This window comes from Streptomyces sp. NPDC018019 (genome assembly GCF_044327805.1).
Lineage (GTDB): Bacteria > Actinomycetota > Actinomycetes > Streptomycetales > Streptomycetaceae > Streptomyces.
The window spans coordinates 234,860-260,741 of record NZ_JBIRGD010000012.1 but is presented as its reverse complement, the minus strand read 5'-3'; the positions used below and the strand labels follow the sequence as shown (position 1 = coordinate 260,741).

Sequence of the window (25,882 nt, the reverse complement as noted above, 5' to 3'; positions counted from 1 at the left end):
GCGAGGGCCGCTTGGTGGGTTGGGGAGCGGCAGGAGCGGCATGAGCGGCCAGGGCGTCGTGCCGGTCGTGCCTCGGGTTGGGGGGCGGGGCACGGCCAGGGGGTGTCTGGATGCGGGGCGGGTGGAGCCGCGCGAAAATACCGGGAAGACCGAGATCGGTGGGGACGGGCCCGGATGATCGGGCTCCGTAGATCCGTTCGCGCCGGTTGTGCCCCGGTGCGCCCTCCCGCTGGACGGCTGCGCCCGTCTAGCGTCGACCGGAGGAGGCAGCCATGGCTAGGCACGACTTCTTCACCCGGTTCGGCATATCTCCGGGACGGCTGGTGGCCGGGGTCGCGGTCGGGGGGCTGTGGTGGTGGGCCGTACTGAGTCTGACGCTGTGGCCGGGCACGGCGGGGATCGTCGAGGGGGCGGTGGCGGCGGGGGGCTGGGGGCTGAGCCTGCTGCCGGTGCACTGCGTGCCGTGGGCGGGGCGGAGGCGGAGTGGGGGGCGGGGTGGCCGGAGCGGGCGGGGTGGCTGGGGTGATTGGTGTGGTGGGGCTGTCGGGCGCATTGGGGACGTGCTGCGGGGTGGGGTAGGGAGGGCTGTGGGGCGGGGGCGTAGGTGAGGGGTGTGGGGCGGTGGGGAGTGGGGTGATCGGATGTGGGGGATGGGGTGGCGGGTCACTCGGGTGGCCTAGTGGAGAGGTGGGGACAAGGGTGGGCTTTGAGGTGGGACGCGGGTGGCGGGGGCGTTTTGCTTGATTGGGGCTGAGGGGGCTGAGGGGGCTGAGGGGGCTGCGGCGTGCAGCGGTTGATGGGGTGGAGCTTGCTGCTGACGGGCCATCAGGCGCCGCGGGATCACCGTGCCTTGTCGTCCGGTGCCGCAGCCGCGTCCTCCGGCTGGCAGGTAGGGCACCAGTAGGTGACGCGTTCCTGGGTGGCCGGGCCCTGCTCTCCCGTACGGATCGGTGTGCCGCAGCGGAAGCACGGGCGGCCGCCGCGGCCGTACACCCACTGGCGGCGGTCCGGGCGGGCGCTCGGCGTCGTGACGCGGGCGAGGCGGTCCTTGTTGGCTTCCAGGAGCTTCTTGGCGAGGGCGGTCGCGCGTTCCGGGGCGGGCAGGCGGCCGATGGGCAGCCAGGGGGACGCGCGTAGGAGGAAGCACAGTTCGCACTTGAAGACGTTGCCGATGCCGGCCAGGTTGCGCTGGTCGAGCAGTGCCTCGCCGAGGGGGCGGGCGGGGTCGGCGAGCAGGCGCCGCAGCGCCTCGTCCGCGTCCCAGTCGGGGCCCAGCAGGTCGGGGCCCAGATGGCCCACGGCGTTGCCCTCGTCGGCGGTACGCAGGAGTTCCAGTACGGGCAGGCGGTAGCCGACGGCGGTGCGGTCGGCGGTGGCGAGGACCGCGCGGATCTGGTGGGCGGGGCCGCCGCGCCACCGCTCGGCCGGGGCGTAGATCTTCCAGGCGCCGTCCATGCGCAGGTGCGAGTGGAGGGTCAGGCCGCCCTCGACGCGGGTGAGGAGGTGTTTGCCGCGCGGGACCACCTCCAGAACCGTACGGCCGGACAGGTCCGTGGTGGCGAGCTTCGGCACGCGCAGGTCGGAACGGGTCAGCGGTTTGCCCGCCAGCGCTTCGTGCAGGCGGCGGGCGGTACGCCAAACGGTGTCGCCTTCGGGCATGAGGCCATTGTGCCGGGCGGCGCGTGGAGCTGGGATGGTGCCGGGTGCCGGGTGCCGGGTGCCGGGTGCCGGGTGCCGGGTGCCTGGAGCTGAGGGCTTGGCACTGGGTGCCTGGGGCGGGGGCCCGGCGTCGGGGCTCGACGCCGGGCACGGAGTGCCTTGTGCTGGGCTGCTTGGGGCCGGGCATGCGCAGGCCGATGCCGCGCCCGCCGGTCACCGCAGTCGGCAGCCCCGTCCCTCAGGCGCGCAGGCGGAAGCCGCGCGGCGTGGGGTGGAACCCGGCGGCCTCCAGAGCAGGGGCGAGCGGGGCGGTGAGGGCGGCGGCGCCGTTGACGCGCTCCACGGTGATCGTGCCGAGGGCGCCCGCCCGCCCGGCGTCGGTGAGCGCTTCGAGGGCGAGCCGGAGGCGGGTGCCGGCGGGGGAGCCCTCGTCGGGCTTGCCGGATTCATCCGCCTGCGTCCAGGCCAGCAGGGTTTTGCCGCCCCGCTCCATGTAGAGCGTCAGCTCACCGTCGACGAGGACGACGAGCGAACCCGCCTTGCGGCCCGGTTTGTGCGTCGAGCCGTCGGGCGACTCGGGCCAGGCCAGGGCGGCTCCGTACGCGTTCGCCGGGTCGGCGGCGGCCAGGACCAGGGCCCGTTGCGGTCCGGTGGCGCGGCGGCTCCCCGGGGCCTCCTGGGCGTACCCGTCGGCGGTGCGCTCCCGGCTGGTGTTGACCGCGCGCAGCCGGTCGACCGCGCCGTCCATGGCGAACTGCGCGGCGCCCAGCCCCTCGACCACATACCCGCGCCGGGCCTGGCCGGTCTCCTCGAAGGCGGCCAGGACACGGTACGCGGCGGAGAAGCCGCCCTCGACGCCCTCGGCGGCGACGGCACCGCGGGTGACGACACCGTGCCGGTCCAGGAGCGTGCGCGCCAGGGCGTGGGCGCGGTGGGTGGGCTCCGGTTCGGGGGCGGGCAGCAGGGACCAGCGACCGGCGACGGTCGGCGGCCCGGAACGGGAGGCGGTGGGGCGGCCCGTGCGGCCGGTGGCCGCGGTCAGGGAGCCGTACCGGCCGCGGGGGACCGCGCGCTTGGCCCGGTGGGCGGTGGAACCGGACGTACGGCCCGAGCCGAGGAGGGATCGGAGCGGGGCCAGGGTGTCGTTGGTGAGCCGGCCGGACCAGGCCAGGTCCCACAGGGCGTCGGCGAGTTGGGGGTCCGTGCACTCGGGGTGGGTGGTGGCCCGCACCTGGTCGGCGAGCTGGCGGAAGAAGAGGCCGTAACCGGGTGCGAGGGCCTGGAGTACGGACTGGTGCAGGGGGGACAGCTCCAGCGGGTGGGGTGGTGGCAGGAGCAGCGGGGCGGTGTCGGCGAGGTAGAGAGAGATCCAGCCGTCTTTGCCGGGGAGCGCGCCCGCGCCGGCCCACAGCACCTCGCCGGTGGAGGTCAGCTCGTCCAGAAGCGCCGGAGCGTAGTCGCCGACCCGGGAGGGCAGCACCAGCTTTTCGAGGGCGGAGGCGGGCACGGACGCGCCCTGCAACTGCTCGACGGCCCGGACCAGACCGTCGATGCCGCGCAGGCCGTACGACCCGCCGCGCTGGCCCCCGGCCCCGTACGACGTCTTGGGGACCAGCGGGCCCACCTGCTGCCACTGCGGCAGGAAGGAAGCCAGGGCCGCGGGTGGTACGGGCTCCAGCTCGTGCCGCAGCGCGGCCAGGGAGCGGCGGCGCAGGCGGCGGAGCACCTGGGCGTCGCACCATTCCTGGCCGATTCCGGGAGAAGGGGCAGCGCGCAGCGCTTCCGGGGAAGGGTGTGGGCGGAACTCGCCCTGGACCACGCGACCGCTCGCGGCCAGCCGTCGCAGGGCGCCGTCCGTGACGGCCGTGCCGAGGCCGAAGCGGGCGGCGGCCTGGTCGGAGGTGAACGGGCCGTGCGTACGGGCGTACCGGGACAGGAGGTCGCCGAGGGGGTCCTTGACGGGCTCGGTGAACGATTCGGGGACGCCCACGGGCAGGGCCGTGCCCAGCGCGTCGCGCAGCCGGCCCGCGTCCTCGATCGCGGCCCAGTGGTCCTGACCGGCGATCCGGACCGTGATGGCGCGGCGGGCCGCCGCCAGTTCCCGCACCCATGCGGGGTCGGCGCCGCGCTCGGCCAGCTCGGCGTCGGTGAGCGGACCGAGCAGGCGCAGTACGTCGGCGACGCCCTCGGCGTCCTTGACCCGGCGGTCCTCGGTGCGCCACTGCAGCTCGCTCTCCAACTCGGCCAGGACGTCGGCGTCGAGCAGCTCGCGCAGTTCGGCCTGGCCGAGCAGTTCGGCCAGCAGCCGGGAGTCAAGGGAGAGGGCGGCGGCCCGGCGCTCGGCGAGGGGGGAGTCGCCCTCGTACAGGAACTGGGCCACGTAACCGAACAGCAGAGAGCGGGCGAAGGGGGACGGCTCGGGGGTGGTGACCTCGACGAGGCGGACCCGGCGGGCCTCGATGTCGCCCATCAGCTCCGTCAGGCCCGGCACGTCGAAGACGTCCTGGAGGCATTCGCGGACGGCCTCCAGCACGATCGGGAACGATCCGAACTCGCCCGCCACCTGGAGGAGCTGGGAGGCGCGCTGGCGCTGCTGCCACAGGGGCGTGCGCTTGCCGGGGGTGCGGCGGGGCAGCAGCAGGGCGCGGGCCGCGCACTCGCGGAACCGGGAGGCGAACAGGGCCGAGCCGCCCACCTGGTCGGTGACCACCTGGTCGACCTCGCCCTGGTCGAAGACGACGTCGGCGGCGCCCACGGGGGACTGCTCGGGGTCGTACTCCATGCCGCGGGCCGCCGGGTCGAAGGCGCCGGTGTCGCTGTCGAGCAGGTCCAGGCCCATCAGGTCGGCGTCCGGCAGGCGCAGCACGATGCCGTCGTCGGCGTGCATGACCTGCGCGTCCATGCCGTAGCGCTCGGCGAGGCGGGCGCCGAGGGCCAGCGCCCAAGGGGCGTGCACCTGGGCGCCGAACGGGGAGTGCACCACCACCCGCCAGTCGCCCAGCTCATCGCGGAAACGTTCGACGACGATCGTGCGGTCGTCCGGTACGTGGCCGCAGCTCTGCTTCTGCTCGGCGAGGTACGCGAGCACGTTGCCCGTCGCCCAGTCGTCGAGGCCGGCGGCGGAGAGCCGCTCGCGGGCGGCCTCCGGGGCGAGCGATCCGATCTCGCGGAGGAACGCGCCCAGCGCGCGCCCCAGCTCCAAGGGGCGGCCGAGCTGATCGCCCTTCCAGAAGGGGAGCCTGCCCGGCACTCCGGGTGCCGGCGAGACCAGCACCCGGTCGCGGGTGATGTCCTCGATGCGCCAGGACGTCGTACCGAGCGTGAAGACGTCGCCGACGCGGGATTCGTAGACCATCTCCTCGTCGAGTTCTCCGACCCGGCCGCCACCCTTCTTCGGATCGGCACCGGCCAGGAAGACCCCGAAGAGCCCGCGGTCGGGGATCGTGCCGCCGGAGGTGACGGCCAGCCGCTGCGCGCCGGGGCGGCCGGTGACCGTCTGGGCCACGCGGTCCCAGACGACCCGGGGACGCAGCTCGGCGAAGGCGTCGGAGGGGTAGCGGCCCGCGAGCATGTCCAGGACGCTGTTGAACGCCGACTCGGGCAGGGCCGCGAAGGAGGCGGCGCGGCGGACCAGGGCCAGCAGCTCCGTCACGTCCCAGGTGTCCATCGCGACCATCGCGACCAGCTGCTGGGCCAGCACGTCCAGCGGGTTGGCCGGGATGCGCAGCGACTCGATGGAGCCCGTCCGCATCCGCTCCGTGACGACCGCGGCCTGCACGAGGTCGCCGCGGTACTTGGGGAAGACCACGCCCCGGGACACCGCGCCGACCTGGTGGCCCGCGCGGCCGACCCGCTGGAGGCCGGAGGCGACCGACGGCGGGGACTCGACCTGGACGACGAGGTCGACCGCGCCCATGTCGATGCCCAGTTCCAAGCTGGACGTGGCGACCACGGCCGGCAGCCGGCCCGCCTTGAGGTCCTCCTCCACCTGGGCGCGCTGCTCCTTGGACACCGAACCGTGGTGGGCGCGGGCCAGCAGCGCGGGCGCCCCCTTGGCAGCGCCGGCCTCGGCCATCAGCTCCGCGGGGGAGTGGTCCTCGGGGAGCGCCTCACCGGTGGCGCGCTCGTACGCGATCTCGTTCAGCCGGTTGCACAGGCGTTCGGCGAGGCGGCGGGAGTTGGCGAAGACGATCGTCGAGCGGTGCGCCTGGACCAGGTCGGCGATCTTCTCCTCGACATGCGGCCAGATGGAGGGCTTCTCGCCGGTGTCGCCCTCCTGGACGGGCGAGCCGCCCAGTTCGCCCAGGTCCTCGACGGGGACGACGACCGACAGGTCGAACTCCTTGCCGGACGGCGGCTGGACGATCTCCACCCGGCGCTGCGGCGACAGATACCGGGCGACCTCCTCCACCGGGCGCACGGTCGCCGACAGGCCGATCCGGCGGGCCGGGCGCTCCAGCAGGTGGTCGAGCCGCTCCAGGGAGAGCGCGAGGTGGGCGCCGCGCTTCGTACCGGCGACGGCGTGCACCTCGTCCACGATCACCGTCTCGACGCCCTCCAGCGCCTCCCGGGCCGAGGAGGTGAGCATGAGGAAGAGCGACTCGGGGGTGGTGATGAGGATGTCCGGCGGCCGGGTGGCGATCGCGCGGCGCTCGGCGGCCGGGGTGTCGCCGGAGCGGATGCCCACCCGGATGTCCGGCTCCGGCAGCCCCAGGCGGACGGATTCCTGGCGGATGCCGGTCAGCGGGCTGCGCAGATTGCGTTCGACGTCGACCGCGAGGGCCTTCAGCGGTGACACGTACAGCACCCGGCAGCGCTTCTTCGGCTCGGCGGGCGCCGGCACGCTCGCGAGCCGGTCGAGCGAGGCGAGGAAGGCCGCCAGGGTCTTGCCGGAGCCGGTCGGCGCGACGACCAGGACGTCCGAGCCCTCGCCGATGGCCCGCCAGGCACCCTCCTGCGCGGCGGTGGGCGCGCGGAACGCCCCCGTGAACCAGTCGCGGGTCGCGGGGGAGAACGAGTCGAGCGCTGCCTTGGCCATGTCCCCCATCGTGCAACGGACCACTGACAATCGGCGGTGCCCCGCCGCTCACCTGCGGTGATACCGGCGCCTGCACCGTCCACGACCCGGACCCGCGGACCGCGGCGGGCCGCACCGGAGCACAATGACGCCATGATCGGCAGCCGGACGGGGGACACGGGCGGCCCGGAGGACGCGGCGGCGCCGGGCGCGGAAGTCCGTGGCGACGGGCGCCCGGCCGCGGCATCCGCCGCCCGGAAGGGCGGCGAGTGGGCCCGGCACTGGCAGCACGCCGAACTTCCCGGCCTGGACCTGCTGCGGGCCCGCTACGTCCGGCATGCCTTCCCCCGCCACTCCCACGAGGGCTACGTCCTGGGAGCCGTCACCGGCGGTGTCGAGCGGGTCGGGCTGCCGGCCGGCGTCCAGGACGCCGGGGAGGGCGGCATCATCATGATCAATCCGGAGGTGCCGCACACCGCGCAGGCCGGCGCACCGGAAGGCTGGGCGTACTCGACGCTCTACCCCTCCGTGCAGCTCGTCGCCGGTGTCGCCGCCGAGACGACCGGCCTCACCGGCACCGCCGGGTTCACCGAGACGGTGGTGGCCGACCTGGAGGCCGTACGCCTCGTCAACGGCGTGCACCGCGCCGCCGAGCAGGGCAACGCGCTGGCCGCCGACAGCCTGCTGCGCATCGCGATCGCCCGGCTGCTGCGGCGTCACGGCGGCCCGTTGCCGGCCCGTACGGCCGCCGCGGCCGGGGCGCGCACCGCCGAACGCGCCAGGGCGCTCCTGGAGGCGCGGCTCACGTCGCCACCGTCCCTGGAACAGCTGGCACGGGAACTGGGCACCGGTCCGTTCGCCCTGCTGCGGGCCTTCAAGAACGCGTACGGGATGCCGCCCCACGCCTGGCTCACCGACGCCCGCATACGCCGCGCGCGCCAGCTCCTGGAGGCCGGTACGGCGCCCGCGGAGGCCGCCGTAGCCGTCGGCTTCACCGACCAGCCGCATCTGAACCGGCACTTCACCCGCATCGTGGGCGTACCGCCCGGCGCGTACCGGCGCGAGCGGGCGGGCGGCGCAAGAACGTACAAGACCGCCGGGGAGGGGCCTTCCTAAGGTCCGGAACGTGGCACAGCAAACAGGACAGCCGGACCGGGCCCGGCAGTGGGACCAGCCCCGGCAAGCGGGAAAGCCTCAGCAACCGGACCGGGGCGCGCCCCCGGAACAGCCAGAACGGCCAGAACAGCCAGAACGGCCAGAACGGGCGGGACAGCCAGAACGGGCGGAACGGCCAAGGCAGCCGGAACAACCGGATCGAGTACGGCGGGCACCGCAGGCGGAGCCGTCCGGACACGCGGAACGCATACCGGGCCCGGCGCCGGTGCGCGCCGGAACCAAGCCCCGCTCCGCCGTCGTCCGGGACGCGCTCGGCGTCGGTGTCGCCGTCGGGCTCTCCGGCTTCGCCTTCGGGGTCACCGCCTCCGGCGCGGGGCTCACGGTGCTCCAGGCGTGCGCGTTGAGCCTGTTCGTCTTCACCGGCGCCTCGCAGTTCGCGCTGGTCGGCGCGCTGGCCGCGGGCGGCAACCCGTTCACCGCGGCGGCCGGGGCGTTCTTCCTGGGCACCCGTAACGCGTTCTACGGACTGCGCCTGTCCGGCCTCCTCGGATACCGGGCGGCGGTCCGGCCGCTCGCCGCCCACTGGGTCATCGACGAGACCTCGGCCGTCGCCCTGGCCCAGCCCGACCGGCGCAGCGCACGCCTCGGCTTCACGGTCACCGGACTCAGCCTGTACGCCCTGTGGAACCTCACCACCCTCGCCGGTGCCGCGGGCGCCGAAGCCCTCGGCGACACGGACGCCTGGGGCCTGGACGCGGCCGGTCCGGCGGTCTTCGTGGCGCTGCTCGGGCCCATGCTCAGGACGACGGTGGAACGGGCCGCGGCGGGGCTCGGGGCCGCGCTCCTCCTGGTCACGCTGCCGCTGCTGCCGGCGGGCGTCCCGGTGCTCGTCGCGGCGCTGGCCGCACCGGCCGTCCTCTGGGCGGAGGGCCGCCGACCCCGTACACGTACCGGCGACGCGTCCGGCACCACGGAGAAGAGCACCCGAGAGGCGGACGCACGATGAACGTCTGGATCGCGATCGGCGTCACCGCCGTCGGCTGTTACCTGGTGAAGTACCTCGGCCTCCTGGTGCCCGCCGGCGCCCTGGAACGGCCGCGCGTCAAGCGCCTCGCCGCCCTGCTGCCGGTGGCCCTGCTCGCGGCGCTCACCGCACAGCAGACCTTCGGCGACGGACCGCATCTGCTCCTCGACGCGAAGGTCGCGGGCGTCGGCGCGGCGGTGGTCGCCCTGCTGCTGCGCGCGCCGTTCCTGCTGGTCGTGGCGGTCGCGGTGGCGGTGACGGCAGGCGTACGGGCGCTGGGCGGGTGAACGGGTGAGCTGGGCGACGGGGCCCGAGGCCCGCCCTTTACGCGCCCGCCCCTCGCCGCCGCCGGATGCGTCCGGCACCTGCCCGGCCGCTATGGCACGGTGAGGCGTCCGTAGGCGCGCAGGGTCAGCAGCGCCTTGACCGTCACCATCGGGCGGCCCTCCAGCGCGGTGCCCGGCGCCCACACGCGCCAGTTAACGGGCCAGCCGCCGTCCTCCTGCTGGAGGGCGGCGAGGTGGTCCAGCGCCCGGTCCGTCTCGGCGTCCGTGAACCAGCGGCGGGCGAGCGAGCCGGGCGTGGCCGCGTAGTCGTACGCGAAGTGGTGCTCACCGGGCGCGTAACCCTCCGGCACCGGTGTACGGGCCGCCTGATCCGGTTCCAGGAGGACGAGCCGCTGTTCGCGTACCAGGACCCCCAGACGTTGCGCGGCGGCCTCGGCGCGCGGCCGGTCCGGCGCGCCCTCCAGGAACGCGAGCGCCGCCTCGACCTCGTACGGATGGGTCCGCTCCAGGGACTCCACCGCCTGCCAGCAGAAGTCCGTGGCCCGGAACAGCCAGGCGTGCCACACCTCGTTGCGGTGCAGCAGGCCCACGACGGGCCCGGTGGCCAGGAGATCGCCGGGCGGATCGTCGAGCACCGGCAACCAGGGCGCGGCCGGATAACCGCGCAAGGAGGGATGCAGCGCGGGCAGCGCGCCCTGAGGAGTGGACACCTCGGTCAGATAGCGGCAGATCCGCTCGGCCCGCTGTCCGCCACAGCGCCCGATCAGATCGAGGACGTGCAGGGCGTGCGCGGTGTGCAGCGGCTGACTGACCGGGCCGCGCAGATCGGGCTCCAGGGCGTGTCCGTAACCACCGTCCGGGTTCGCGTACGCGGCGAGCGCGGCCTCGACACCGTCCGCGCTCCCGCCCAGGAAATGATGGGCGAAACGGCGCTGTTCGAGCACCCGGGCAGTGAGCCAGATGAAGCGCTCGGCACGCGCCAGCAAGGTCGGCTGTGATGCTCCGTTTTCCGCCATCCCCCGACGGTAGGGCCCAACCCGTCCCCCGACACCGACGCGGCCACGGCTGCACTCTCAGGGGCGGGATACTGGGTTCATGCGGTTGACGGTCTTCTGGCAGCGGATGGCGGAGCACTTCGGTGAGTCCTACGCCGACTCCTTCGCGCGTGATCATGTGATGTCCGGGCTCGGCGGGCGGACCGTCCATGAGGCGCTGGCCGCCGGGTGGGAGGCGAAGGACGTCTGGCGGGTGGTCTGCGCGACGGTGGACGTCCCGTACGACAAGCGCTGACGCGGGCGGGGCCGGGACAGGCCCGCACGGAGGTATCGGCGGTGGTGGCCGGCCATGGCGCGCGGGGCAGGGCGGGAGGTGTCGGACCCGTGCGCGACACTTGGGCCGTGCCAGCGACCGAGAAACCCACCAGCCACGATGCCCCACGCCCCGACGGCCCGGCCGCGCGGATGCCGCGCTGGCTGCCCCGCGCCATGGTGCTGGCGCTCGCCCTCGTGGCCTGTTTCCAGCTTGCCAACTGGGCGTTCCACCAGCTCATCTCGCTGCTGCTGAACGTGCTGATCGCCTTCTTCCTCGCGCTGGCCGTCGAGCCGGCCGTGGACTGGATGGCGGCCCGCGGCATGCGGCGCGGGGCCGCGACCGGCCTGGTCTTCCTCGGCATACTCGTCGGGACCGCGGGTTTCTTCGCGCTGCTCGGCTCGATGCTCGCGGGCCAGATCGCCACCATGGTCCAGGAATTCCCGCAGTACCTGGACTCGGTGATCAGCTGGATCAACGCCACCTTCCACAGCCACCTCTCACGGGTCGAGGTGCAGAACAACCTGCTCAAGTCCGACTGGCTGCAGAGGTACGTCCAGGACAGCGCCAACAACGTGCTCGCGGTCTCCGCGACCGTCCTGGGCAGCCTGTTCAACCTGCTGACGGTGGCGCTGTTCTCCTTCTACTTCGCCGCCGACGGCCCCCGGCTGCGCCGCGCCCTGTGCTCGGTCCTGCCGCCGTCCCGGCAGGCCGAGGTGCTGCGCGCCTGGGAGATCGCGGTCGCCAAGACCGGCGGTTACCTCTACTCGCGCGGCCTGATGGCGCTCATCTCGGGCATCGCGCACTACGTCCTGCTGGAGATCCTGGGCGTCCCGTACGCCCCCGCGCTCGGCATGTGGGTGGGGCTGGTCTCCCAGTTCATCCCGACCATCGGTACGTACCTCGCGGGTGCGCTGCCGATCCTGCTCGCCTTCACCGTCAACCCCTGGTACGCGCTGTGGGTCTTCGGGTTCGTCGTGATCTACCAGCAGTTCGAGAACTACCTGCTCCAGCCGCGGATCACGGCGAAGACCGTGGACATCCACCCGGCCGTCGCCTTCGGTTCGGTGATCGCCGGTACGGCCCTGATGGGCGCGGTCGGCGCGCTGATCGCCATCCCGGCGACCGCGACGCTGCAGGCGTTCCTGGGGGCGTACGTGAAGCGCTACGAGGTCACGGACGACGCCCGGGTACAGGGCGGCGGCCGGCGCCGGCGCGCCTCCTCGGCCCTGCGCCGGCTGCGCCGGACCCTGCACGCCGACCCGCCGGCCGCGCCGCTGGAGGGGCGCGGACGCGGTGACGGCCGGGAGGGTGACGGCCGGGACGAGGGCACCGGTCGTGACGGAAGCGGCGACGGTGACAGGGGCGAGCGGCGGCCGGACGGGGACGGTGCGGACGGGGGCGAGCGGGGCACGGGCGGCAAGGGCGAGTGAGGGAGCGCGCCATGTCGAAGGTGGGGCCCGGGCGCTGATCATCGGCCGCCGGTGCCTGCCACTCGGCCTCCTGCGGGCCGGGCCCCTTGTCCTCGTGGGGCATGACCGAAGGACGAGGCGGTGCGTGGTGCGCTTGACACTGAAATCGAACATCTATTCTTATGAGACGTCCGACCCGTGTTTCCGCCCGAGTTCCCGGGAGTTATCCACAGGCCGGAGCCGGGTCCGGGCGCATTGTCAGTGGCAGGCGTTAGCGTCATGGACGTGAAGCGATCGACTCAAGCAAACCGGGTGGAAGCCATGGCAGGCACTGACCGCGAGAAGGCGCTGGACGCCGCGCTCGCACAGATTGAACGGCAATTCGGCAAGGGCGCCGTGATGCGGATGGGCGAACGCCCGAACGAGCCCATCGAGGTCATCCCCACCGGGTCGACCGCACTCGATGTCGCGCTCGGCGTCGGCGGCATCCCGCGCGGCCGTGTGGTGGAGGTCTACGGCCCGGAGTCCTCCGGCAAGACGACCCTGACCCTGCACGCGGTGGCGAACGCGCAGAAGGCCGGCGGCTCCGTCGCCTTCATCGACGCCGAGCACGCGCTCGACCCCGAGTACGCCAAGAAGCTGGGCGTGGACACGGACGCGCTGATCCTGTCCCAGCCGGACAACGGCGAGCAGGCCCTGGAGATCACGGACATGCTGGTCCGCTCCGGCGCGCTCGACCTCATCGTGATCGACTCGGTCGCCGCGCTGGTGCCCCGGGCCGAGATCGAAGGTGAGATGGGCGACTCCCACGTGGGTCTCCAGGCCCGTCTGATGAGCCAGGCGCTGCGGAAGATCACCAGTGCGCTCAACCAGTCCAAGACCACCGCGATCTTCATCAACCAGCTCCGCGAGAAGATCGGCGTGATGTTCGGCTCGCCGGAGACCACGACCGGTGGCCGCGCCCTGAAGTTCTACGCCTCGGTGCGCATCGACATCCGCCGTATCGAGACCCTCAAGGACGGCACCGAAGCGGTCGGCAACCGCACCCGCTGCAAGGTGGTCAAGAACAAGGTCGCCCCGCCCTTCAAGCAGGCCGAGTTCGACATCCTGTACGGCCAGGGCATCAGCCGCGAGGGCGGCCTGATCGACATGGGCGTCGAGCACGGCTTCATCCGCAAGTCCGGCGCTTGGTACACCTACGAGGGCGACCAGCTCGGCCAGGGCAAGGAGAACGCCCGCAACTTCCTCAAGGACAATCCCGACCTCGCCAACGAGGTGGAGAAGAAGATCAAGGAGAAGCTGGGCATCGGCGTGCGGCCGGAGGAGCCGGCGGCGGAGCCCGGCGCGGACGCGGCGGATGCGGCGGCCGGCGCGGAGGCCCCGGCGAAGTCCGTACCGGCACCGGCCACCAAGGGGGCCAAGGGCTCCAAGGCCGCCGCGGCCAAGAGCTAGTCCATCGTGACGCGGCGAACGGAATGGCCCGGCGACCACGGCTACGGCCCCGGTGACGGCGTCGGTCACGGCGGGGGACGTGACGGCGCCGGCCGGGGCGGCAGCGGCGGCGCCGAGGGCGGCGCCGAGAACCGTGGGAAACACAAGGACGGCGGTGGTCCCTCCTCGTCGAGGGCCGAGGCGGGGCCGCCGCGTACGCCCGAGGAGCAGGCGCGGGCCATCTGCCTGCGCCTGCTCACCGGGTCCGCGCGAACGCGCAAGCAGCTCGGGGACGCCCTGCGCAAGCGGGGCATCCCCGACGACGCCGCGCAGGAGGTGCTGTCCCGCTTCGAGGAGGTGGGGCTGATCGACGACGCGAAGTTCGCCGACGCCTGGGTGGAGTCCCGGCACCACGGCCGGGGGCTGGCCCGCCGCGCGCTCGCCCGCGAACTGCGTACCAAGGGCGTGGACGCGGTGACGGTGGACGAGGCCCTCGGACAGCTGGACTCCGAGCAGGAGGAACGCACGGCCCGGGAACTGGTCGACCGCAAGCTGCGGACGACCCGCGGCCTGGACCGGGAGAAGCGGATACGGCGTCTCGCGGGGATGCTGGCCCGCAAGGGGTACGCCGAAGGGCTGGCCCTGCGCGTGGTCCGGCAGGCGCTGGAGGAGGAGGGCGAGGACCCGGAACTGATGGGGTACCACCTGCCGGAGGCGTAGGGGTCCGGAGGCAGGAGAACAGTGGGGAGAGTTGGGCGAGCAGGGATGGGGAGGCCACTGAGTGGTGCCCGGGGTTCGGGGCCGGTAGTGCGGGGCCGCGAGCCGTGCGGATGAGTATGGGCGCGGATGATCGGTACGGGTGAGCTGGGTACGGCGGAACGGTAGGGGCGGTCCGTGTGGTTGCGGTCGCACGTGCGCGCCGCGTGGCCACCGTACGAGCGTGTCGCCCGGGCACGCCGCCGGGCGGAGGCACAGGTCACCCGCGCCGGGGTGAGATGAAGTGCGCTCAGTAAGGCGCCGAGGTGGTTGGTGGCGGCTGCGTGGGCGCGGGGGCGCTGGGCTGAGGCTGTCCGGCGGTCCAGGGGCAGGTCGGTCTCGGCGGTGGCGGAGCTGCCTGCGGGGCGTGGTGTCCGGCCTCGGTGCGGCCGGGGGCGGATGTCCGTAGCGCGGATGCGGGGTGGGGTGGGCTCGCCGCCAGGCGGGCTATGGCAAGGCATGCCTGGGAGCCGCGGACGCCTGCCCGGGGAGCGCGGGCGCCTGCCCGCGGTCTTTCGTGCACCGTGAGCCGGGCGTAAGGCAGGGGCGCATCGGGCGTGAGTCAGGGCTGCGTTGGAGCTGAGAGCCGGGGATGAGTCTGGGGTGAGCCAGGGATGAGTCTGCGGTGAGCCGGGGCGAGGGGGCGGGGGGGGGAGTGGGACGAGGGGCCGGGGTGGCAGTGGAGGGTTTGGGGAAATCCCCCCGGGAACCGGGGGGTTGGCTGCAATGTGCCGGTCCCGTTGCGCACGGCAGAGTGCGGAGCATGATCTTTCAACGATTCCGTGGACGGGCCACCGGACCGGGGGCCGCACTCGCGTTGGGGTGTGCGGCGGTCGTACTGGCTGCGGCAACGGCCCCGGCGACAGCAGTGGCGGCCGGGGCCGACGGCCGGACCGGCGCCTCGCCTTCTTCCTCGGCCGTGGCCGAGCAGCGTCCGGGCCCTGGTTCCGTCGTTTCCGCCACCCTCGTGGCCGACCTGGACGCGAAGGAGGTCGCGGCCCGTCTGGAGAAGGCCGGCATCGACGCGGCCCAGGTCCGTTACGGCGTACGGGCCCACCGCATCGTCTACCGCACCCGTGGCGTCGACGGCGGCCCCACCACGGCCAGCGAGCTGGTCGCCCTGCCCAAGAACGGCAAGCGTGACCTCCAGGCCGTCTCCTGGCTGCACGGCACCACCGTGTACCGGGGCGACGCTGCCTCGGTGAACGAGGCGGCCACCGACCGGGCCGCGGCCCTGCTCTTCGCCTCGACCGGCCGGGCCGTGTCCGCGCCGGACTACCTCGGCCTGGGCGTGGGCCCCGGCACCCATCCGTACGGACACCCGCAGGCGACCGTCACCGCCTCGGTCGACGCGCTGCGCGCGGCCCGCGCGTTCGTCCGGCAGGACCGCCGTACCTTCGCCAGACATGTTCTGGTCAGCGGTTTCTCCCAGGGCGGGCCCGCCACGATGATGGTCGGCCGGGCGCTGCAGCGGGGCGCCGACCCGTATTTCCGCCTGGGCGCGCTCGCCCCGGTCGCCGGGCCCTTCGACCTGAGCGGCTTCGAGGCCGCCGCGGCGGACGACAAAGTGGTCCGGTCGTCGCTCTACCTGGCGTACTTCGTGATCGCGTGGAACCGGTTGTACGGCCTGTACGACACGCCGGGGCAGGCGTTCCGCGCCCCGTACGACAAGACGGTGGAAACGCTCTTCGACGGCGACCACAAGGCGTCGGAAATAGCCGCCGCCCTGCCGGCGACCTCGAAGGAACTGTTCACCGCGGAATTCCTCGACAAGATCCGCAACCCCACGGGAAAGCTGCGGCAGCGGCTGAAGGCGCTGGACACCACCTGCGACTGGCGTCCGGATGTGCCGGTGCACCTGTACCACGCCAGGGGGGACAAGGACATCGCCTTCGAGAACGCCCGGCACTGCCAGCGCCAGTTGAGCGCCAACGGGGCCGTGCACCGGCTCACGGACGTGGGTGACCTCGACCACAATGCGACGGTGCGCGCGGCACTGCCGTTGATCGTCCGGCAGTTCGACGCCGTACGCGTACGGAGCTGAGCCGGCCGGCACAGCGCCGGACGGGCAGGTCCGAAGTCGGCAGGTCCGGAGCCGAGCCGGCAGAGCCGAGGCCGAGCGGACAGGCCCGACACCAGCCCGGCAGATCCGAAGCCGAACAGCCAGGCCCGAAGCCGATCCGGCGGGCCCGCCCACTCCCGGGCGGACCCGCCCGATCTCACCCCCGCACCGGCAGTCCGGCCGCTCGCCAGGCCTGGAAGCCGCCCACCAGGTCGGTCGCCCGGTACAGGCCCAGCTGCCGCAGGGACACGGCCGCGAGGCTCGACGCGTAACCCTCGTTGCAGACGACCACGACCGGCAGGCCGTGGCCGGTGGCTTCCGGGGCGCGGTGGGCGCCCGTGGGGTCCAGCCGCCACTCCAGTTCGTTGCGTTCGACGATCAGCGCGCCCGGAATGGTGCCGTCGCGTTCGCGCAGCGCCGCGTAGCGGATGTCCACCAGGAGCCCGCCGTCCCGCTGGACCGCCGCGGCCTGGTGCGGCGTCACCCGGTCGAGCCCGGCACGTGCCGCCTCCAGGAGCGCGTCGACGGCGCTCATCGCCAGTCCTCGGGGCGCTCGACCTCTTCGAGGCGCAGGACCGGGCCGGTGCGGCTGTAGCGCCGCATCAGCGGCAGGGGCGGGTAGTAGGCGTGCACCGAGACGGCGTGGGCGTCCGGGGAGAGGTTGAGCACCTGGTGGACGTGGTGCGGGCCGAAGGCACGGCCACGGCCGCCGGCCAGCGTCCGCTGACGGTCCACGCCGTCCGCCAGTTCCAGCGTCTTCCAGCCCTCGGTGGGCAGTTGGGCGGCGAGCGACTGCTCGGTCAGCTCGCCCGCGGCGGTGGCGAACGCGCCGTGCGAGCCGCCGTGGTCGTGCCAGCCGGTGCCCGTACCGGGCGGCCAGCCGATCAGCCACGCCTCGCTGCCGCCCGGTCCGTCCAGGCGGATCCAGGTGCGGCCTTCGGGGTCGAGGGGGAGGGAGGCGATGAGCGGGGCGTCGGCGGCGGTGCGGCGGACGAAGCCGAGGAGTTCGGCGGCGCCGGGGCCGCCGTCGGCGGCGGCAGGGCGCGGGCGCGCAGGGATACGTACATCGGGCACGGGAACCGTCCTGAGTGATCGCGAGGAGGCGCGCGCGGGCAGCGCGGAACGCGGCGGCGCGCGGGGTGGAATGGCGGATCAGCAGGACGGACGACACACGCAGCCCGCGTAGCGGACCAGGTCCAGATGGACCCTCCGCCAGAATCGCGAACCGCTCTCCGTCACGTTCCGGAGTGAAGCACGGGGTTTCCCGCAGGGTCAACCGCCGGCCGACCGGACCTCCGCCTCGGACACGCCCCGCGACACGTCCGCGCCGGCCTGCGGGAACGTGCCTTCGACGGACAGCGGCCCGCCGGCCGGACGGCCCTCCGGGCGCGCTTCCGGACGGGCGCCCGCGTGGGTTCCCTGGCGGGCCTCCGCGTGCGTTCCCGCACGTGGTTCCGCATCTCCGTACGGTTCCGGCCGGGCATCCCCGTATGGTTCCGGCCGGGCATCCCCGTATGGTTCCGGCCGGGCATCCCCGTACGACTCCGATCGCGTACCCGGATACGGCCCCTCGCCAGCCGTACGGGCCCGCGCCCGGGCGTGCCCCTCCGCATCGCCGGAGACGGGAAGCCCATCCGCACCGGAGACCTCGGCAGCACCCGTCCCCCCAGCCCCGCCCCTCCCACCCGGCGCAGCGGTCTCGCCCTCCGGTGCCCCGCCCCGCACCGCGTCCGCGCACGCGTACAGCTCCGCCGGGCGTACGCCGCCCATCGCCGCGACCAGGTGCCCGTCCGGCCGTACGACCAGGACGGTGTGCGCCACCGCGCCCGGATATGCCTCGGCGACCAGCACCTCGGCGCGCATCGGCAGCGCCGACACGGTCTGCGTCAGCCGCGGCATCAGGCCCGCCGACTGCCAGTGCCGCCGCTCCCACACGCCCGTACCCGGTGCGACCAGCACCACCAGCAGGCCCCGGCCCAGCCGGGTGCTCAGCGGTACCAGGGACCCGTCCGGGGCCGTCACCGGGACGTCCGCGACCGGCGCGCCGACCCGGGTCCCCACCGCCATCGCCCCCGACGGGTCGGTGACCGGCGCCAGGGGGGAGCGGGCGTACGCGGGGGGCGCGCCGAGCGGGCCGCGCCCCAAGTGGCCGTCGGTGAGCATCGCCGTGTGCCCGCGGGCGGCCCCCGGGAGCACCGTCCGCCACCGGCCGCCCCGCTCGCCGTCACGCAGCAGCGGCAGCGCCTGGTCGGCCGCGCGCAGCCGGGCCGTCACCGCGCCCCGGCGCTCCGCCTGATAGCTGTCCAGCAGGGCCTCCGAGGCACCCTGGTGCCAGGCCAGCGCCAGCTTCCAGGCGAGGTTCTCGGCGTCCCGCAGCCCCTCGTCCAGGCCCTGGGTGCCGAGCGCGCCGAGCAGGTGCGCGGCGTCCCCGGCGAGGAAGGCCCGCCCGCGCCGCCAGCGCCGTGCCAGCCGGTGGTGCACCGTGTGCACACCGGTGTCGAGGAGTTCGTACGGCGGTACGGCCGGAACACGCGGGTCACCGGCCTCCGCCGCACCGCGCGCGCCCCCCGGCGCCCTCACCTGAGAACCGCCCCCCGCGGCGAACCCGGCCCCTGCATCCGAGCCGATCACCGTGCCAGGTCCGATCCCCGCCCCCGACCCCGTACCGGACGCCGCCTCGGCCGCCCACACCGCCAGTGAGCCGCGGATCCGGGCCACCAGGGCGTCCGGAGTGACCAGGTCCCGGCCGGGCGGCAGCAGCCAGTCCAGCCGCCACACGCCGCCGGGCAGGGGCCGGGCCGTCACCTCGCCGCCGGACCCGCCGCCGCCCTGCCGCGCGGGCGCGCGGTGCAGCAATGCCTCGCCGGGCCAGGGGAGTTCCGCGCGCAGCGCCGCCACCGCATGCCGCTCGACCGCCGTACGGCCGGGGAAACGGACCTCCAGCAGCTTGCGGACGGTCGAGCGCGGCCCGTCGCAGCCGACCAGGTAACTGGCACGCCACCAGGCACCGTTGGGGCCGCGAGTATGGGCGCTGACGCCGTGCGCGTCCTGCTTCAGCTCGTCGAGCCGGCTGTCGGCGATGATCTGGACGAGCGGTTCACCCGCGAGTGCGGTGCGCAGTGCCCGGGTCAGCGCGTGCTGTGGTACGTGGACGGGGGAGGCGACCTCCGGGCCGAACTCGACCCGTTCCAGCAGGCGCCGCCGGCGCACCGCGCGCCAGGCCGTCCAGCGGGCGCCCGCCGACTCCAGGGCCGGGCCGCAGCCCAGCCGGGTCAGGAACGCGGTGGTGTCGGGGCGCAGCACGACCGTGCGGGCGGTCCGCGGATCGGCCGCACCGGGGGCTTCGTCCAGGACGACGCACGGCACGTCGAGGCGGGCGAGGGCGAGGGAGAGCGCGAGACCGACCGGGCCGGCCCCGACGACGATCACCGGGTCCACGGCGTGGCTCCCCCGGTCCGCGGGTTCTTACGGGACGTACGGGAACTGGCAGTTGGAGCCCGGTGCGCGATCACACAGCGTATGCAACCCATTGCGGGCGCCCGCGTCAAGTGACGGGGGCAGCGGCGCACGCGGCACTGCCCCCGCCCAAGGTGTCACACCGTCAGGCCCCGGCGCCGCCCCCGGGGTGGATGTCCGGCGGGCGCCGGGTGCCGGCCGGGCCGCCGGGGGCCCCGTCGGCGGTCTCCAGCGCGTCCGACGCGGTGACCGGCTCGGCCGCCCCGGCCATCACGATGCCGGTCTTGGCCCGCCGGCCGCGCCGCTCGATCCAGTTGGCCAGCCCGGACAGCGCCATGCACATCGCCACGTAGATCGCGCCGGCGACGATGATCATCGGGACGTACGGGTTCTCGTCGCTGACGACGATGGTGCTGGCCATCTGCTGGATGGTGTACAGCAGCTCCTCGAAGGTGATCACGTAGCCGAGCGAGGTGTCCTTGAGGGTCACCACCAGCTGGCTGATGATCGTCGGCAGCATCGCCCGGATCGCCTGCGGCATCAGCACCGTCGTCATGACCTGGGTCTTGCTCATGCCGAGCGCGTACGCCGCCTCGCGCTGGCCCCGGGGCACCGCGTTGATGCCGGCGCGCAGCACCTCCGCCTGCACCGCGCCGTTGTAGACGGTCAGGCCGACGACCAGCGCCCAGAACTGCGGGGTGTCGCCGGTCAGGCCCAGCTCCTCCTTGTAGGAGAGCAGGATCACCCACAGGGCGTAGATCGTGATCAGCAGCGGTACGGCCCGGAAGATCTCGATGAACCCGGTCGCCAGCCAGCGCACCGGCTTGTGGTCGGAGAGCCGGGCGACGGCGAGCAGGACGCCGAGCGCGAGGGAGAGCACCGCGGCCACCGCGAAGACCTGGAGGGTGGTCAGCACGCCGTTGCGCAGGTTGGTCCGCACGCCCGCGTTGTTGAAGATGTTCCACATCTCCGGCGCGAACTGGCCCTTGGCGGCCAGCCGCAGCACGGCGAAGACGAGCAGACCGAGGACGGCGAGGGCGCCCGCGACGGTGTAGACGCGGTTGCGGACCTTGGCCCTGGGCCCCGGCGCGTCGTACAGGACGCTGGTCATCGGGCCACCTCCAGGCGGCGCTCCAGCAGCCGGAAGATGCCGCTGATGGCGAACGTGATGATCAAGTAGGCGAGGGCGATCCAGAGGAAGATCCAGCCGATCGGCCGGCCCTGGTCGTTGAGGAGTTTGGAGACGTTGAACAGCTCGGCGTTGCTGAACGCGCCCGCGATGGCCGAGTTCTTGGTGAGCGCGATCAGGATGCTGCTCAGCGGCGGGATCACGGTGCGGGTGGCCTGCGGCAGGATGATCAGGCGCAGCGTCTGGACGAAGGTCATCCCGATGCTGCGCGCCGCCTCCGCCTGGCCGAGCGGCACCGTGTTGATGCCGGAGCGCACGGCCTCGCAGACGAACGAGGACGTGTAGAAGCCGAGCGCCAGGGTGGCGAGCACGAACGGGCTGGTGCCCGGGAAGAGGATCTGCGGGACCACGAAGAAGGCGACCAGGAACAGCAGGGTGAGCGGGGTGTTGCGCAGCAGCGTCACCCAGGCCGTCCCGAAGGCGCGCAGCGGGGGCACGGGCGAGACCCGGAAACCGGCTATGAGGAGGCCCAGCAGGAGGGCGAGCGCCGCGCTGGCCGCGGTCAGCGACACGGTTCCGAGGAACCCCTTGCGGAACTCGGGGAGGTAGTCGAGGAGTACGTTCATGGGTTCTCCGCGGTGGCGGTCAGGGTCAGCGGCGGACGGATGGACGGCCCGGCGCGGGGCGTGCGCGGCGCGCGGACGCTTCCGTACGCGGCGTACGGGCGTGCGGCCACAGGGGCGGGCACGGCCCGCGCCCGCGTGCGCACGGACGGCCCGGCGCGCGGTTCCTCAGGCACCCACGCCCCGTACGCCCGCCGAGGCGGCGTACGGGGCGTGCGGCAGCGGACAGCGGGTGTGCGACCGGATCAGTCGCGCGGCAGCGGCGTCTCCGGCGCGACGAAGCTGGTCCCGGACTTGCCGAGGGTGCCTTCGTACGCCTTCTTGTAGTCGCCGTTCTTGATGTGCTTCTCCAGGGCGTCGGTGATCGCGTCGCGCAGCACCTTGTCGCCCTTCTTCAGGCCGACGCCGTACGGCTCCTTGGTGAACTTCTGGCCCACGACCTTGAGCTTGGAGGACCGCTCGGCCGCGTACCCCTTGAGGATCGCGTCGTCCGTGGTGACCGCGTCCACCTGGCCGTCGAGCAGCTGCTTGACGCACAGCGAGTACTTGGCCAGCTCGGTGGTCTGCGCGCCGTACTTCGGCTTCTTGATCTCCTGGAGCGGGGTGGAGCCGACGATCGAGCAGACCTTCTTGCCCTTGAGGGAGTCCGGCCCGGTGATCGACTTGTCGTCCCGGCGGATCAGCAGGTCCGCGCCCGCGGTGTAGTAGGGGCCCGCGAAGTCGACCTGCTTCTTGCGCTCCTCGTTGATCGTGTACGTGCCGACGTAGTAGTCGACCTGGCCCTTGGAGATCGCGGTCTCGCGGACGTTGGAGTCGATCGTCTTGAACTCGATCTGCTTCTCGGAGAAGCCCAGGTCGGCGGCGATCATCTTGGCGATCTCGATGTCGAAGCCGGACCGCTTGCCGGTGGTGTCCTGGAAGCCGAGGAAGGGCTGGTCGGCCTTGGCGCCGATGGTGATCTTCCCGGCCTGCTTGGCCTTCTTCCAGGCCGGCGAGTTCAGGTTGGCCTTGTCGTTGACCGGATACGTCCCGCTGAAGACCTCCGTGCCGGACGCCTTGTCGCCGGCCGTGCCCGACTCGCCGCCACATGCGGTCGCCGTCGCCGCCAGCGCGAGCACCACCGCACCCGCCGCGGCCGTCTTACGAATCCTCATGGTGAACATCCTTCGGTTCAGCGGAAGTTGGCAATCATGATGACCGGCCGCGGGGTCAGTGGTGGAGGATCTTCGAAAGAAAGTCCTTGGCCCGGTCGCTGCGCGGGTTGTTGAAGAACTGGTTCGGCTCGGCCTCTTCGACGATGCGGCCGTCCGCCATGAAGACGACCCGGTTGGCCGCCGAGCGGGCGAAGCCCATCTCGTGCGTGACCACGACCATCGTCATGCCGTCCCGGGCGAGCTGCTGCATGACCTCCAGCACCTCGTTGATCATCTCCGGGTCGAGGGCGGAGGTCGGCTCGTCGAAAAGCATGACCTTGGGGTCCATCGCCAGGGCCCGGGCGATGGCCACCCGCTGCTGCTGTCCGCCGGACAGCTGGGCGGGGTACTTGTCCGCCTGGGTGCCGACCCCCACCCGGTCCAGCAGGGCCCGGGCCTTCTCCTCGGCCGCCTTCTTGTCCGTGCGGCGGACCTTGGTCTGGCCCAGCATCACGTTCTCCAGCACTGTCTTGTGCGCGAAGAGGTTGAAGGACTGGAAGACCATGCCCACGTCGGCGCGGAGCCGGGCCAGCTCGCGTCCCTCCTGCGGCAACGGCTTGCCGTCGATCGCTATGGAGCCGGAGTCGACGGTCTCCAGCCGGTTGATCGTGCGGCACAGGGTGGACTTGCCGGACCCGGAGGGCCCGATCACCACGACCACCTCACCGCGCCGGATGGTCAGGTCGATGTCCTGGAGTACGTGCAGCGCGCCGAAGTGCTTGTTCACGTTGTCCAGCACGACCAGCGGGTCGCCCGCCGGCGCGGGGCTCGTGTCGCCCTTGGTCACCGGTACTTCGCTCATCGGCGTACAGCTCCGTCCTCCTCGGTTGGGAGGACCCTAATGACGCCCCGCGACCAGCGTCATCACATCTGAGCGGGATTTGAGCATAACGATACGGCCGCGGAGCGACACGCGGCGTGAACGGGGCGCGCGGTCCCGGCGCCACGGTGTACCGGCTGCACAACGGAACCGTCCCTCCGGGAATACCCCCTTGACGCGCGTGCCGTCCATCCCCGTAGATGCCTTTTGGCCGCTTCGCGGACGGCCCGACACCCGTATGCGCCCGCGTACGGCCGTACACCTGTGCACCCGCGCGTCCGGAGACGCGCGGCCGGGCGGACATCGTGAGGAGGGGGCCGGTGCGGCTGCTGCTCGTGGAGGACGACGACCATGTCGCGGCCGCCCTGTCCGCCGTGCTGTCCCGGCACGGCTTCGACGTCACCCACGCGCGCAGCGGCGAGGAGGCGCTACAGGCCCTGCTCCCCGGCGACCGGGCGCCCTTCGGGGTGGTCCTGCTCGACCTCGGCCTGCCCGACCAGGACGGCTTCGAGGTCTGCGGGCGGATCCGGCGGATCAGCAGCAGCCCGGTGATCATGGTGACCGCGCGGGCGGACGTCCGGTCGCGGATCCACGGTCTGAACCTCGGCGCGGACGACTACGTGGTCAAGCCGTACGACACCGGCGAACTGCTCGCCCGCATCCACGCCGTCAGCCGCCGCCGCGCCTCCGCGCCGCCCGCCGGCGGGAGCGAGCCGCCCGCCGACGAGGACGCGCCGCGGGAGGCGCTGCGGCTGGGCGCGGTCACGATCGAACTGCCCACCCGCCAGGTGGCCGTGCGCGGCACCGCCGTACCCCTGACCCGCAAGGAGTTCGACCTGCTCGCCCTGCTCGCGCAGCGGCCCGGTGTGGTCTTCCGGCGGGAGCAGATCATCAGCGAGGTGTGGCGCACCAGCTGGGAGGGGACCGGGCGGACCCTGGAGGTGCACATCGCCTCGCTGCGCGCGAAGCTGGGCATGCCCGCGCTGATCGAGACGGTGCGCGGGGTCGGCTACCGCCTCGTGGCACCGCCCGCCGCCGTGTCACCGGCCGGCCCGGCTTCCTGAAGGACCCGGCGCCCCCTCATGCGTACCCGTCTCCTCCCGCTCCTGATCGTCCTGCTGGCCGGCGTGCTGCTCGCGCTCGGCTTCCCGCTCGCCGGCATCACCGCCACGGTCGAGCAGCAGCGGGTGGTCGTCGACCGGATCGACGACGCGGCGCGTTTCGCCTCCCTGGCGCAGTACGTCACCACCCGGCCCGGAACCGGCCGCAACACCCCCGACGAGGACGAACGGCAGGCCACGCTCGGCGCCGAGCTCAAGCGCTACCACGAGCTGTACGGCATCCGCGCGGGCGTCTTCTTCCGCGACCGGACGCCTATGGCGGCGGCCCCCGCCGGCTGGCGCGTACCCGAGGAGGGGGAGGGCGCACGCGCCTTCAGCGAGGCGCTGGCGGGCCGCCGCAGCCACGACCCCCGCCAGATCTGGCCCTGGGACGACGGTGGCCGGATTCCGGTCGCCTCACCCGTCATCCGGGACGGCGACGTGGTGGCCGTGGTCGTCACCGACTCGCCCACCGGGCAGATGCGCTCCCGCATCCTGCACGGCTGGCTGCTGATCGGCGCGGGGGAGTGCGCCGCCATGCTCGTCGCGGTGGCCGCCGCCTTCCGGCTCACCGGCTGGGTGCTGCGCCCGGTGCGCATCCTGGACGCGGCCAGCCACGACATCGCGACCGGCCGGATGAAGTCCCGGGTCGCCGCCGCCTCCGGGCCGCCGGAACTGCGCCGCCTGGCCCGTTCGTTCAACGAGATGGCCGACAACGTCGAAGACGTGCTGGAGCAGCAGCGCGCCTTCGTCGCCGACGCCTCCCACCAGCTGCGCAACCCGCTCTCCGCCCTGCTGCTGCGCATCGAGCTGCTCGCCCTGGAACTCCCCGAGGGGAACGCGGAGATCGCCTCGGTCCGTACGGAGGGCAAGCGTCTGGCCCGGGTCCTGGACGACCTGCTGGACCTGGCGCTCGCCGAGCACGCCGCCGCCGACCTCCAGCTCACCGACGTCGCCGCGCTCGCCGCCGAACGCGTCGACTCCTGGCGCCCGCTGGCCGACGACAAGGGCGTGCTGCTGTCCTACGAGGGGCAGCGCGCCGTCACGGGCTGGGCGGACCCGGTCGCCCTGTCCAGCGCCCTGGACGCGCTGGTCGACAACGCCCTGAAATTCACGCCCGCCGGGGAGCGGGTCACCGTCGGCGCGGCACCGGACGGTGAGCGTGTACGCATCACCGTCTGCGACCACGGCCCCGGCCTCACCGAGGACGAACTGGCCCGGATCGGCGACCGCTTCTGGCGCAGCGGGCGCCACCAGAACGTCTCCGGCTCCGGCCTGGGACTGTCGATCACCCGCGCGCTGCTCGCCGCCGGGGGCGCCACGCTCTCCTTCGCACCGCACCGGCCGCACGGACTGCGGGTGACTGTGGAGGTGCCGCGCACCGCGCCGTGACCACCGGCCGCCCGGCCCCGTCCCGCACCGCCCGCCGCTGCCGGTGGATGTGTGCTACCGTTGTCGGTGTTGCAGTTGTGGTACCCATGAACTTTGT

At 73.4% G+C, this 25,882-nt stretch carries 21 protein-coding genes; 10 read left to right on the top strand and 11 right to left on the bottom strand.

What is annotated here, in order from left to right; translation table 11 throughout:
- Window positions 1-840: 840 nt before the first annotated feature.
- Complete coding sequence (locus ACH4FX_RS21585) at window positions 841-1,659, bottom strand: Fpg/Nei family DNA glycosylase (protein ID WP_398481223.1); 819 nt, start codon at window positions 1,657-1,659, stop codon at window positions 841-843.
- Between the two features lie 238 nt (window positions 1,660-1,897).
- Window positions 1,898-6,697, bottom strand: a complete 4,800-nt coding sequence (locus ACH4FX_RS21580) for an ATP-dependent helicase (protein WP_398481221.1) — start codon at window positions 6,695-6,697, stop codon at window positions 1,898-1,900.
- Window positions 6,698-6,829: 132 nt separating this feature from the next.
- On the opposite strand from ACH4FX_RS21580, the gene ACH4FX_RS21575 reads away from it, so the two are divergent.
- The 3 genes from ACH4FX_RS21575 to ACH4FX_RS21565 all read left to right on the top strand — a co-directional run bounded on the left by ACH4FX_RS21575 (window position 6,830) and on the right by ACH4FX_RS21565 (window position 9,103).
- Entirely contained in the window at window positions 6,830-7,792 is a 963-nt protein-coding gene (locus tag ACH4FX_RS21575) for an AraC family transcriptional regulator (protein WP_398481219.1), read from the top strand.
- 265 nt (window positions 7,793-8,057) lie between these two features.
- Window positions 8,058-8,798 carry an AzlC family ABC transporter permease gene (locus ACH4FX_RS21570; RefSeq protein WP_398481217.1) on the top strand — a complete coding sequence of 247 codons (741 nt, stop codon included), beginning with the start codon at window positions 8,058-8,060 and terminating at the stop codon, window positions 8,796-8,798.
- Window positions 8,795-9,103 carry an AzlD domain-containing protein gene (locus ACH4FX_RS21565; RefSeq protein ID WP_398481215.1) on the top strand — a complete coding sequence of 103 codons (309 nt, stop codon included), beginning with the start codon at window positions 8,795-8,797 and terminating at the stop codon, window positions 9,101-9,103. The genes ACH4FX_RS21570 and ACH4FX_RS21565 overlap by 4 nt, the downstream gene beginning before the upstream one ends.
- A gap of 89 nt (window positions 9,104-9,192) precedes the next feature.
- Here ACH4FX_RS21565 and ACH4FX_RS21560 read toward each other — a convergent pair whose 3' ends face one another.
- Window positions 9,193-10,119: a hypothetical protein gene (locus ACH4FX_RS21560; protein ID WP_398481213.1), complete on the bottom strand. Its 927-nt coding sequence runs from the start codon at window positions 10,117-10,119 to the stop codon at window positions 9,193-9,195.
- Between the two features lie 79 nt (window positions 10,120-10,198).
- On the opposite strand from ACH4FX_RS21560, the gene ACH4FX_RS21555 reads away from it, so the two are divergent.
- The 5 genes from ACH4FX_RS21555 (at window position 10,199) to ACH4FX_RS21535 (ending at window position 16,054) form a co-directional block, all read left to right on the top strand.
- A complete protein-coding gene (locus ACH4FX_RS21555; RefSeq protein WP_398481212.1) occupies window positions 10,199-10,393 on the top strand; it encodes a DUF3046 domain-containing protein in 195 nt (64 codons plus the stop codon).
- 107 nt (window positions 10,394-10,500) lie between these two features.
- Entirely contained in the window at window positions 10,501-11,844 is a 1,344-nt protein-coding gene (locus ACH4FX_RS21550; RefSeq protein WP_398481210.1) for an AI-2E family transporter, read from the top strand.
- A 300-nt stretch (window positions 11,845-12,144) separates the two neighbouring features.
- Window positions 12,145-13,275: a recombinase RecA gene (gene recA / locus ACH4FX_RS21545; protein WP_398481208.1), complete on the top strand. Its 1,131-nt coding sequence runs from the start codon at window positions 12,145-12,147 to the stop codon at window positions 13,273-13,275.
- A gap of 6 nt (window positions 13,276-13,281) precedes the next feature.
- Complete coding sequence (gene recX / locus ACH4FX_RS21540) at window positions 13,282-13,974, top strand: recombination regulator RecX (RefSeq protein WP_398481206.1); 693 nt, start codon at window positions 13,282-13,284, stop codon at window positions 13,972-13,974.
- Window positions 13,975-14,773: 799 nt separating this feature from the next.
- On the top strand, window positions 14,774-16,054 hold the full coding sequence (locus ACH4FX_RS21535) for a hypothetical protein (RefSeq protein ID WP_398481204.1): 1,281 nt from the start codon (window positions 14,774-14,776) through the stop codon (window positions 16,052-16,054).
- A 175-nt stretch (window positions 16,055-16,229) separates the two neighbouring features.
- On the opposite strand, the gene ACH4FX_RS21530 is transcribed toward ACH4FX_RS21535, so the two are convergent.
- From ACH4FX_RS21530 to ACH4FX_RS21495, 8 genes are all read right to left on the bottom strand, one after another.
- A complete protein-coding gene (locus ACH4FX_RS21530) occupies window positions 16,230-16,607 on the bottom strand; it encodes a rhodanese-like domain-containing protein (protein WP_398481202.1) in 378 nt (125 codons plus the stop codon).
- Entirely contained in the window at window positions 16,604-17,146 is a 543-nt protein-coding gene (locus tag ACH4FX_RS21525; RefSeq protein WP_398481201.1) for a cysteine dioxygenase, read from the bottom strand. The genes ACH4FX_RS21530 and ACH4FX_RS21525 overlap by 4 nt, the downstream gene beginning before the upstream one ends.
- Before the next feature lie 78 nt (window positions 17,147-17,224).
- On the bottom strand, window positions 17,225-17,311 hold the full coding sequence (locus ACH4FX_RS21520; protein ID WP_312024649.1) for a putative leader peptide: 87 nt from the start codon (window positions 17,309-17,311) through the stop codon (window positions 17,225-17,227).
- Between the two features lie 33 nt (window positions 17,312-17,344).
- Window positions 17,345-19,510 carry an FAD-dependent monooxygenase gene (locus ACH4FX_RS21515; RefSeq protein ID WP_398481199.1) on the bottom strand — a complete coding sequence of 722 codons (2,166 nt, stop codon included), beginning with the start codon at window positions 19,508-19,510 and terminating at the stop codon, window positions 17,345-17,347.
- 163 nt (window positions 19,511-19,673) lie between these two features.
- On the bottom strand, window positions 19,674-20,639 hold the full coding sequence (locus ACH4FX_RS21510) for an amino acid ABC transporter permease (RefSeq protein WP_398481197.1): 966 nt from the start codon (window positions 20,637-20,639) through the stop codon (window positions 19,674-19,676).
- A complete protein-coding gene (locus ACH4FX_RS21505; protein ID WP_398481195.1) occupies window positions 20,636-21,283 on the bottom strand; it encodes an amino acid ABC transporter permease in 648 nt (215 codons plus the stop codon). Before ACH4FX_RS21505 ends, ACH4FX_RS21510 begins: the two co-directional genes overlap by 4 nt.
- Window positions 21,284-21,525: 242 nt before the next feature.
- Window positions 21,526-22,434 (bottom strand): glutamate ABC transporter substrate-binding protein, encoded by a 909-nt coding sequence (locus tag ACH4FX_RS21500; protein WP_398481193.1) that lies wholly within the window; start codon window positions 22,432-22,434, stop codon window positions 21,526-21,528.
- Between the two features lie 55 nt (window positions 22,435-22,489).
- A complete protein-coding gene (locus tag ACH4FX_RS21495; protein ID WP_398481191.1) occupies window positions 22,490-23,275 on the bottom strand; it encodes an amino acid ABC transporter ATP-binding protein in 786 nt (261 codons plus the stop codon).
- Between the two features lie 338 nt (window positions 23,276-23,613).
- Here ACH4FX_RS21495 and ACH4FX_RS21490 point away from each other — a divergent pair, with 338 nt between their 5' ends.
- Together ACH4FX_RS21490 and ACH4FX_RS21485 are read left to right on the top strand one after the other, a co-directional pair.
- Entirely contained in the window at window positions 23,614-24,357 is a 744-nt protein-coding gene (locus tag ACH4FX_RS21490) for a response regulator transcription factor (RefSeq protein ID WP_398481189.1), read from the top strand.
- Window positions 24,358-24,375: 18 nt separating this feature from the next.
- Complete coding sequence (locus ACH4FX_RS21485; RefSeq protein WP_398481187.1) at window positions 24,376-25,785, top strand: sensor histidine kinase; 1,410 nt, start codon at window positions 24,376-24,378, stop codon at window positions 25,783-25,785.
- Window positions 25,786-25,882: the final 97 nt, after the last annotated feature.

What these genes read in the sequence shown, in the direction of transcription:
- ACH4FX_RS21585 (WP_398481223.1), bottom strand. Translation starts at nt 1,659, where the DNA reads ATGCCCGAAGGCGACACCGTTTGGCGTACCGCCCGCCGCCTGCACGAA.
- ACH4FX_RS21580 (WP_398481221.1), bottom strand. Translation starts at nt 6,697, where the DNA reads ATGGCCAAGGCAGCGCTCGACTCGTTCTCCCCCGCGACCCGCGACTGG.
- ACH4FX_RS21575 (WP_398481219.1), top strand. Translation starts at nt 6,830, where the DNA reads ATGATCGGCAGCCGGACGGGGGACACGGGCGGCCCGGAGGACGCGGCG.
- ACH4FX_RS21565 (WP_398481215.1), top strand. Translation starts at nt 8,795, where the DNA reads ATGAACGTCTGGATCGCGATCGGCGTCACCGCCGTCGGCTGTTACCTG.
- ACH4FX_RS21560 (WP_398481213.1), bottom strand. Translation starts at nt 10,119, where the DNA reads ATGGCGGAAAACGGAGCATCACAGCCGACCTTGCTGGCGCGTGCCGAG.
- ACH4FX_RS21555 (WP_398481212.1), top strand. Translation starts at nt 10,199, where the DNA reads ATGCGGTTGACGGTCTTCTGGCAGCGGATGGCGGAGCACTTCGGTGAG.
- recA (WP_398481208.1), top strand. Translation starts at nt 12,145, where the DNA reads ATGGCAGGCACTGACCGCGAGAAGGCGCTGGACGCCGCGCTCGCACAG.
- ACH4FX_RS21535 (WP_398481204.1), top strand. Translation starts at nt 14,774, where the DNA reads ATGATCTTTCAACGATTCCGTGGACGGGCCACCGGACCGGGGGCCGCA.
- ACH4FX_RS21530 (WP_398481202.1), bottom strand. Translation starts at nt 16,607, where the DNA reads ATGAGCGCCGTCGACGCGCTCCTGGAGGCGGCACGTGCCGGGCTCGAC.
- ACH4FX_RS21510 (WP_398481197.1), bottom strand. Translation starts at nt 20,639, where the DNA reads ATGACCAGCGTCCTGTACGACGCGCCGGGGCCCAGGGCCAAGGTCCGC.
- ACH4FX_RS21505 (WP_398481195.1), bottom strand. Translation starts at nt 21,283, where the DNA reads ATGAACGTACTCCTCGACTACCTCCCCGAGTTCCGCAAGGGGTTCCTC.
- ACH4FX_RS21500 (WP_398481193.1), bottom strand. Translation starts at nt 22,434, where the DNA reads ATGAGGATTCGTAAGACGGCCGCGGCGGGTGCGGTGGTGCTCGCGCTG.
- ACH4FX_RS21495 (WP_398481191.1), bottom strand. Translation starts at nt 23,275, where the DNA reads ATGAGCGAAGTACCGGTGACCAAGGGCGACACGAGCCCCGCGCCGGCG.
- ACH4FX_RS21485 (WP_398481187.1), top strand. Translation starts at nt 24,376, where the DNA reads ATGCGTACCCGTCTCCTCCCGCTCCTGATCGTCCTGCTGGCCGGCGTG.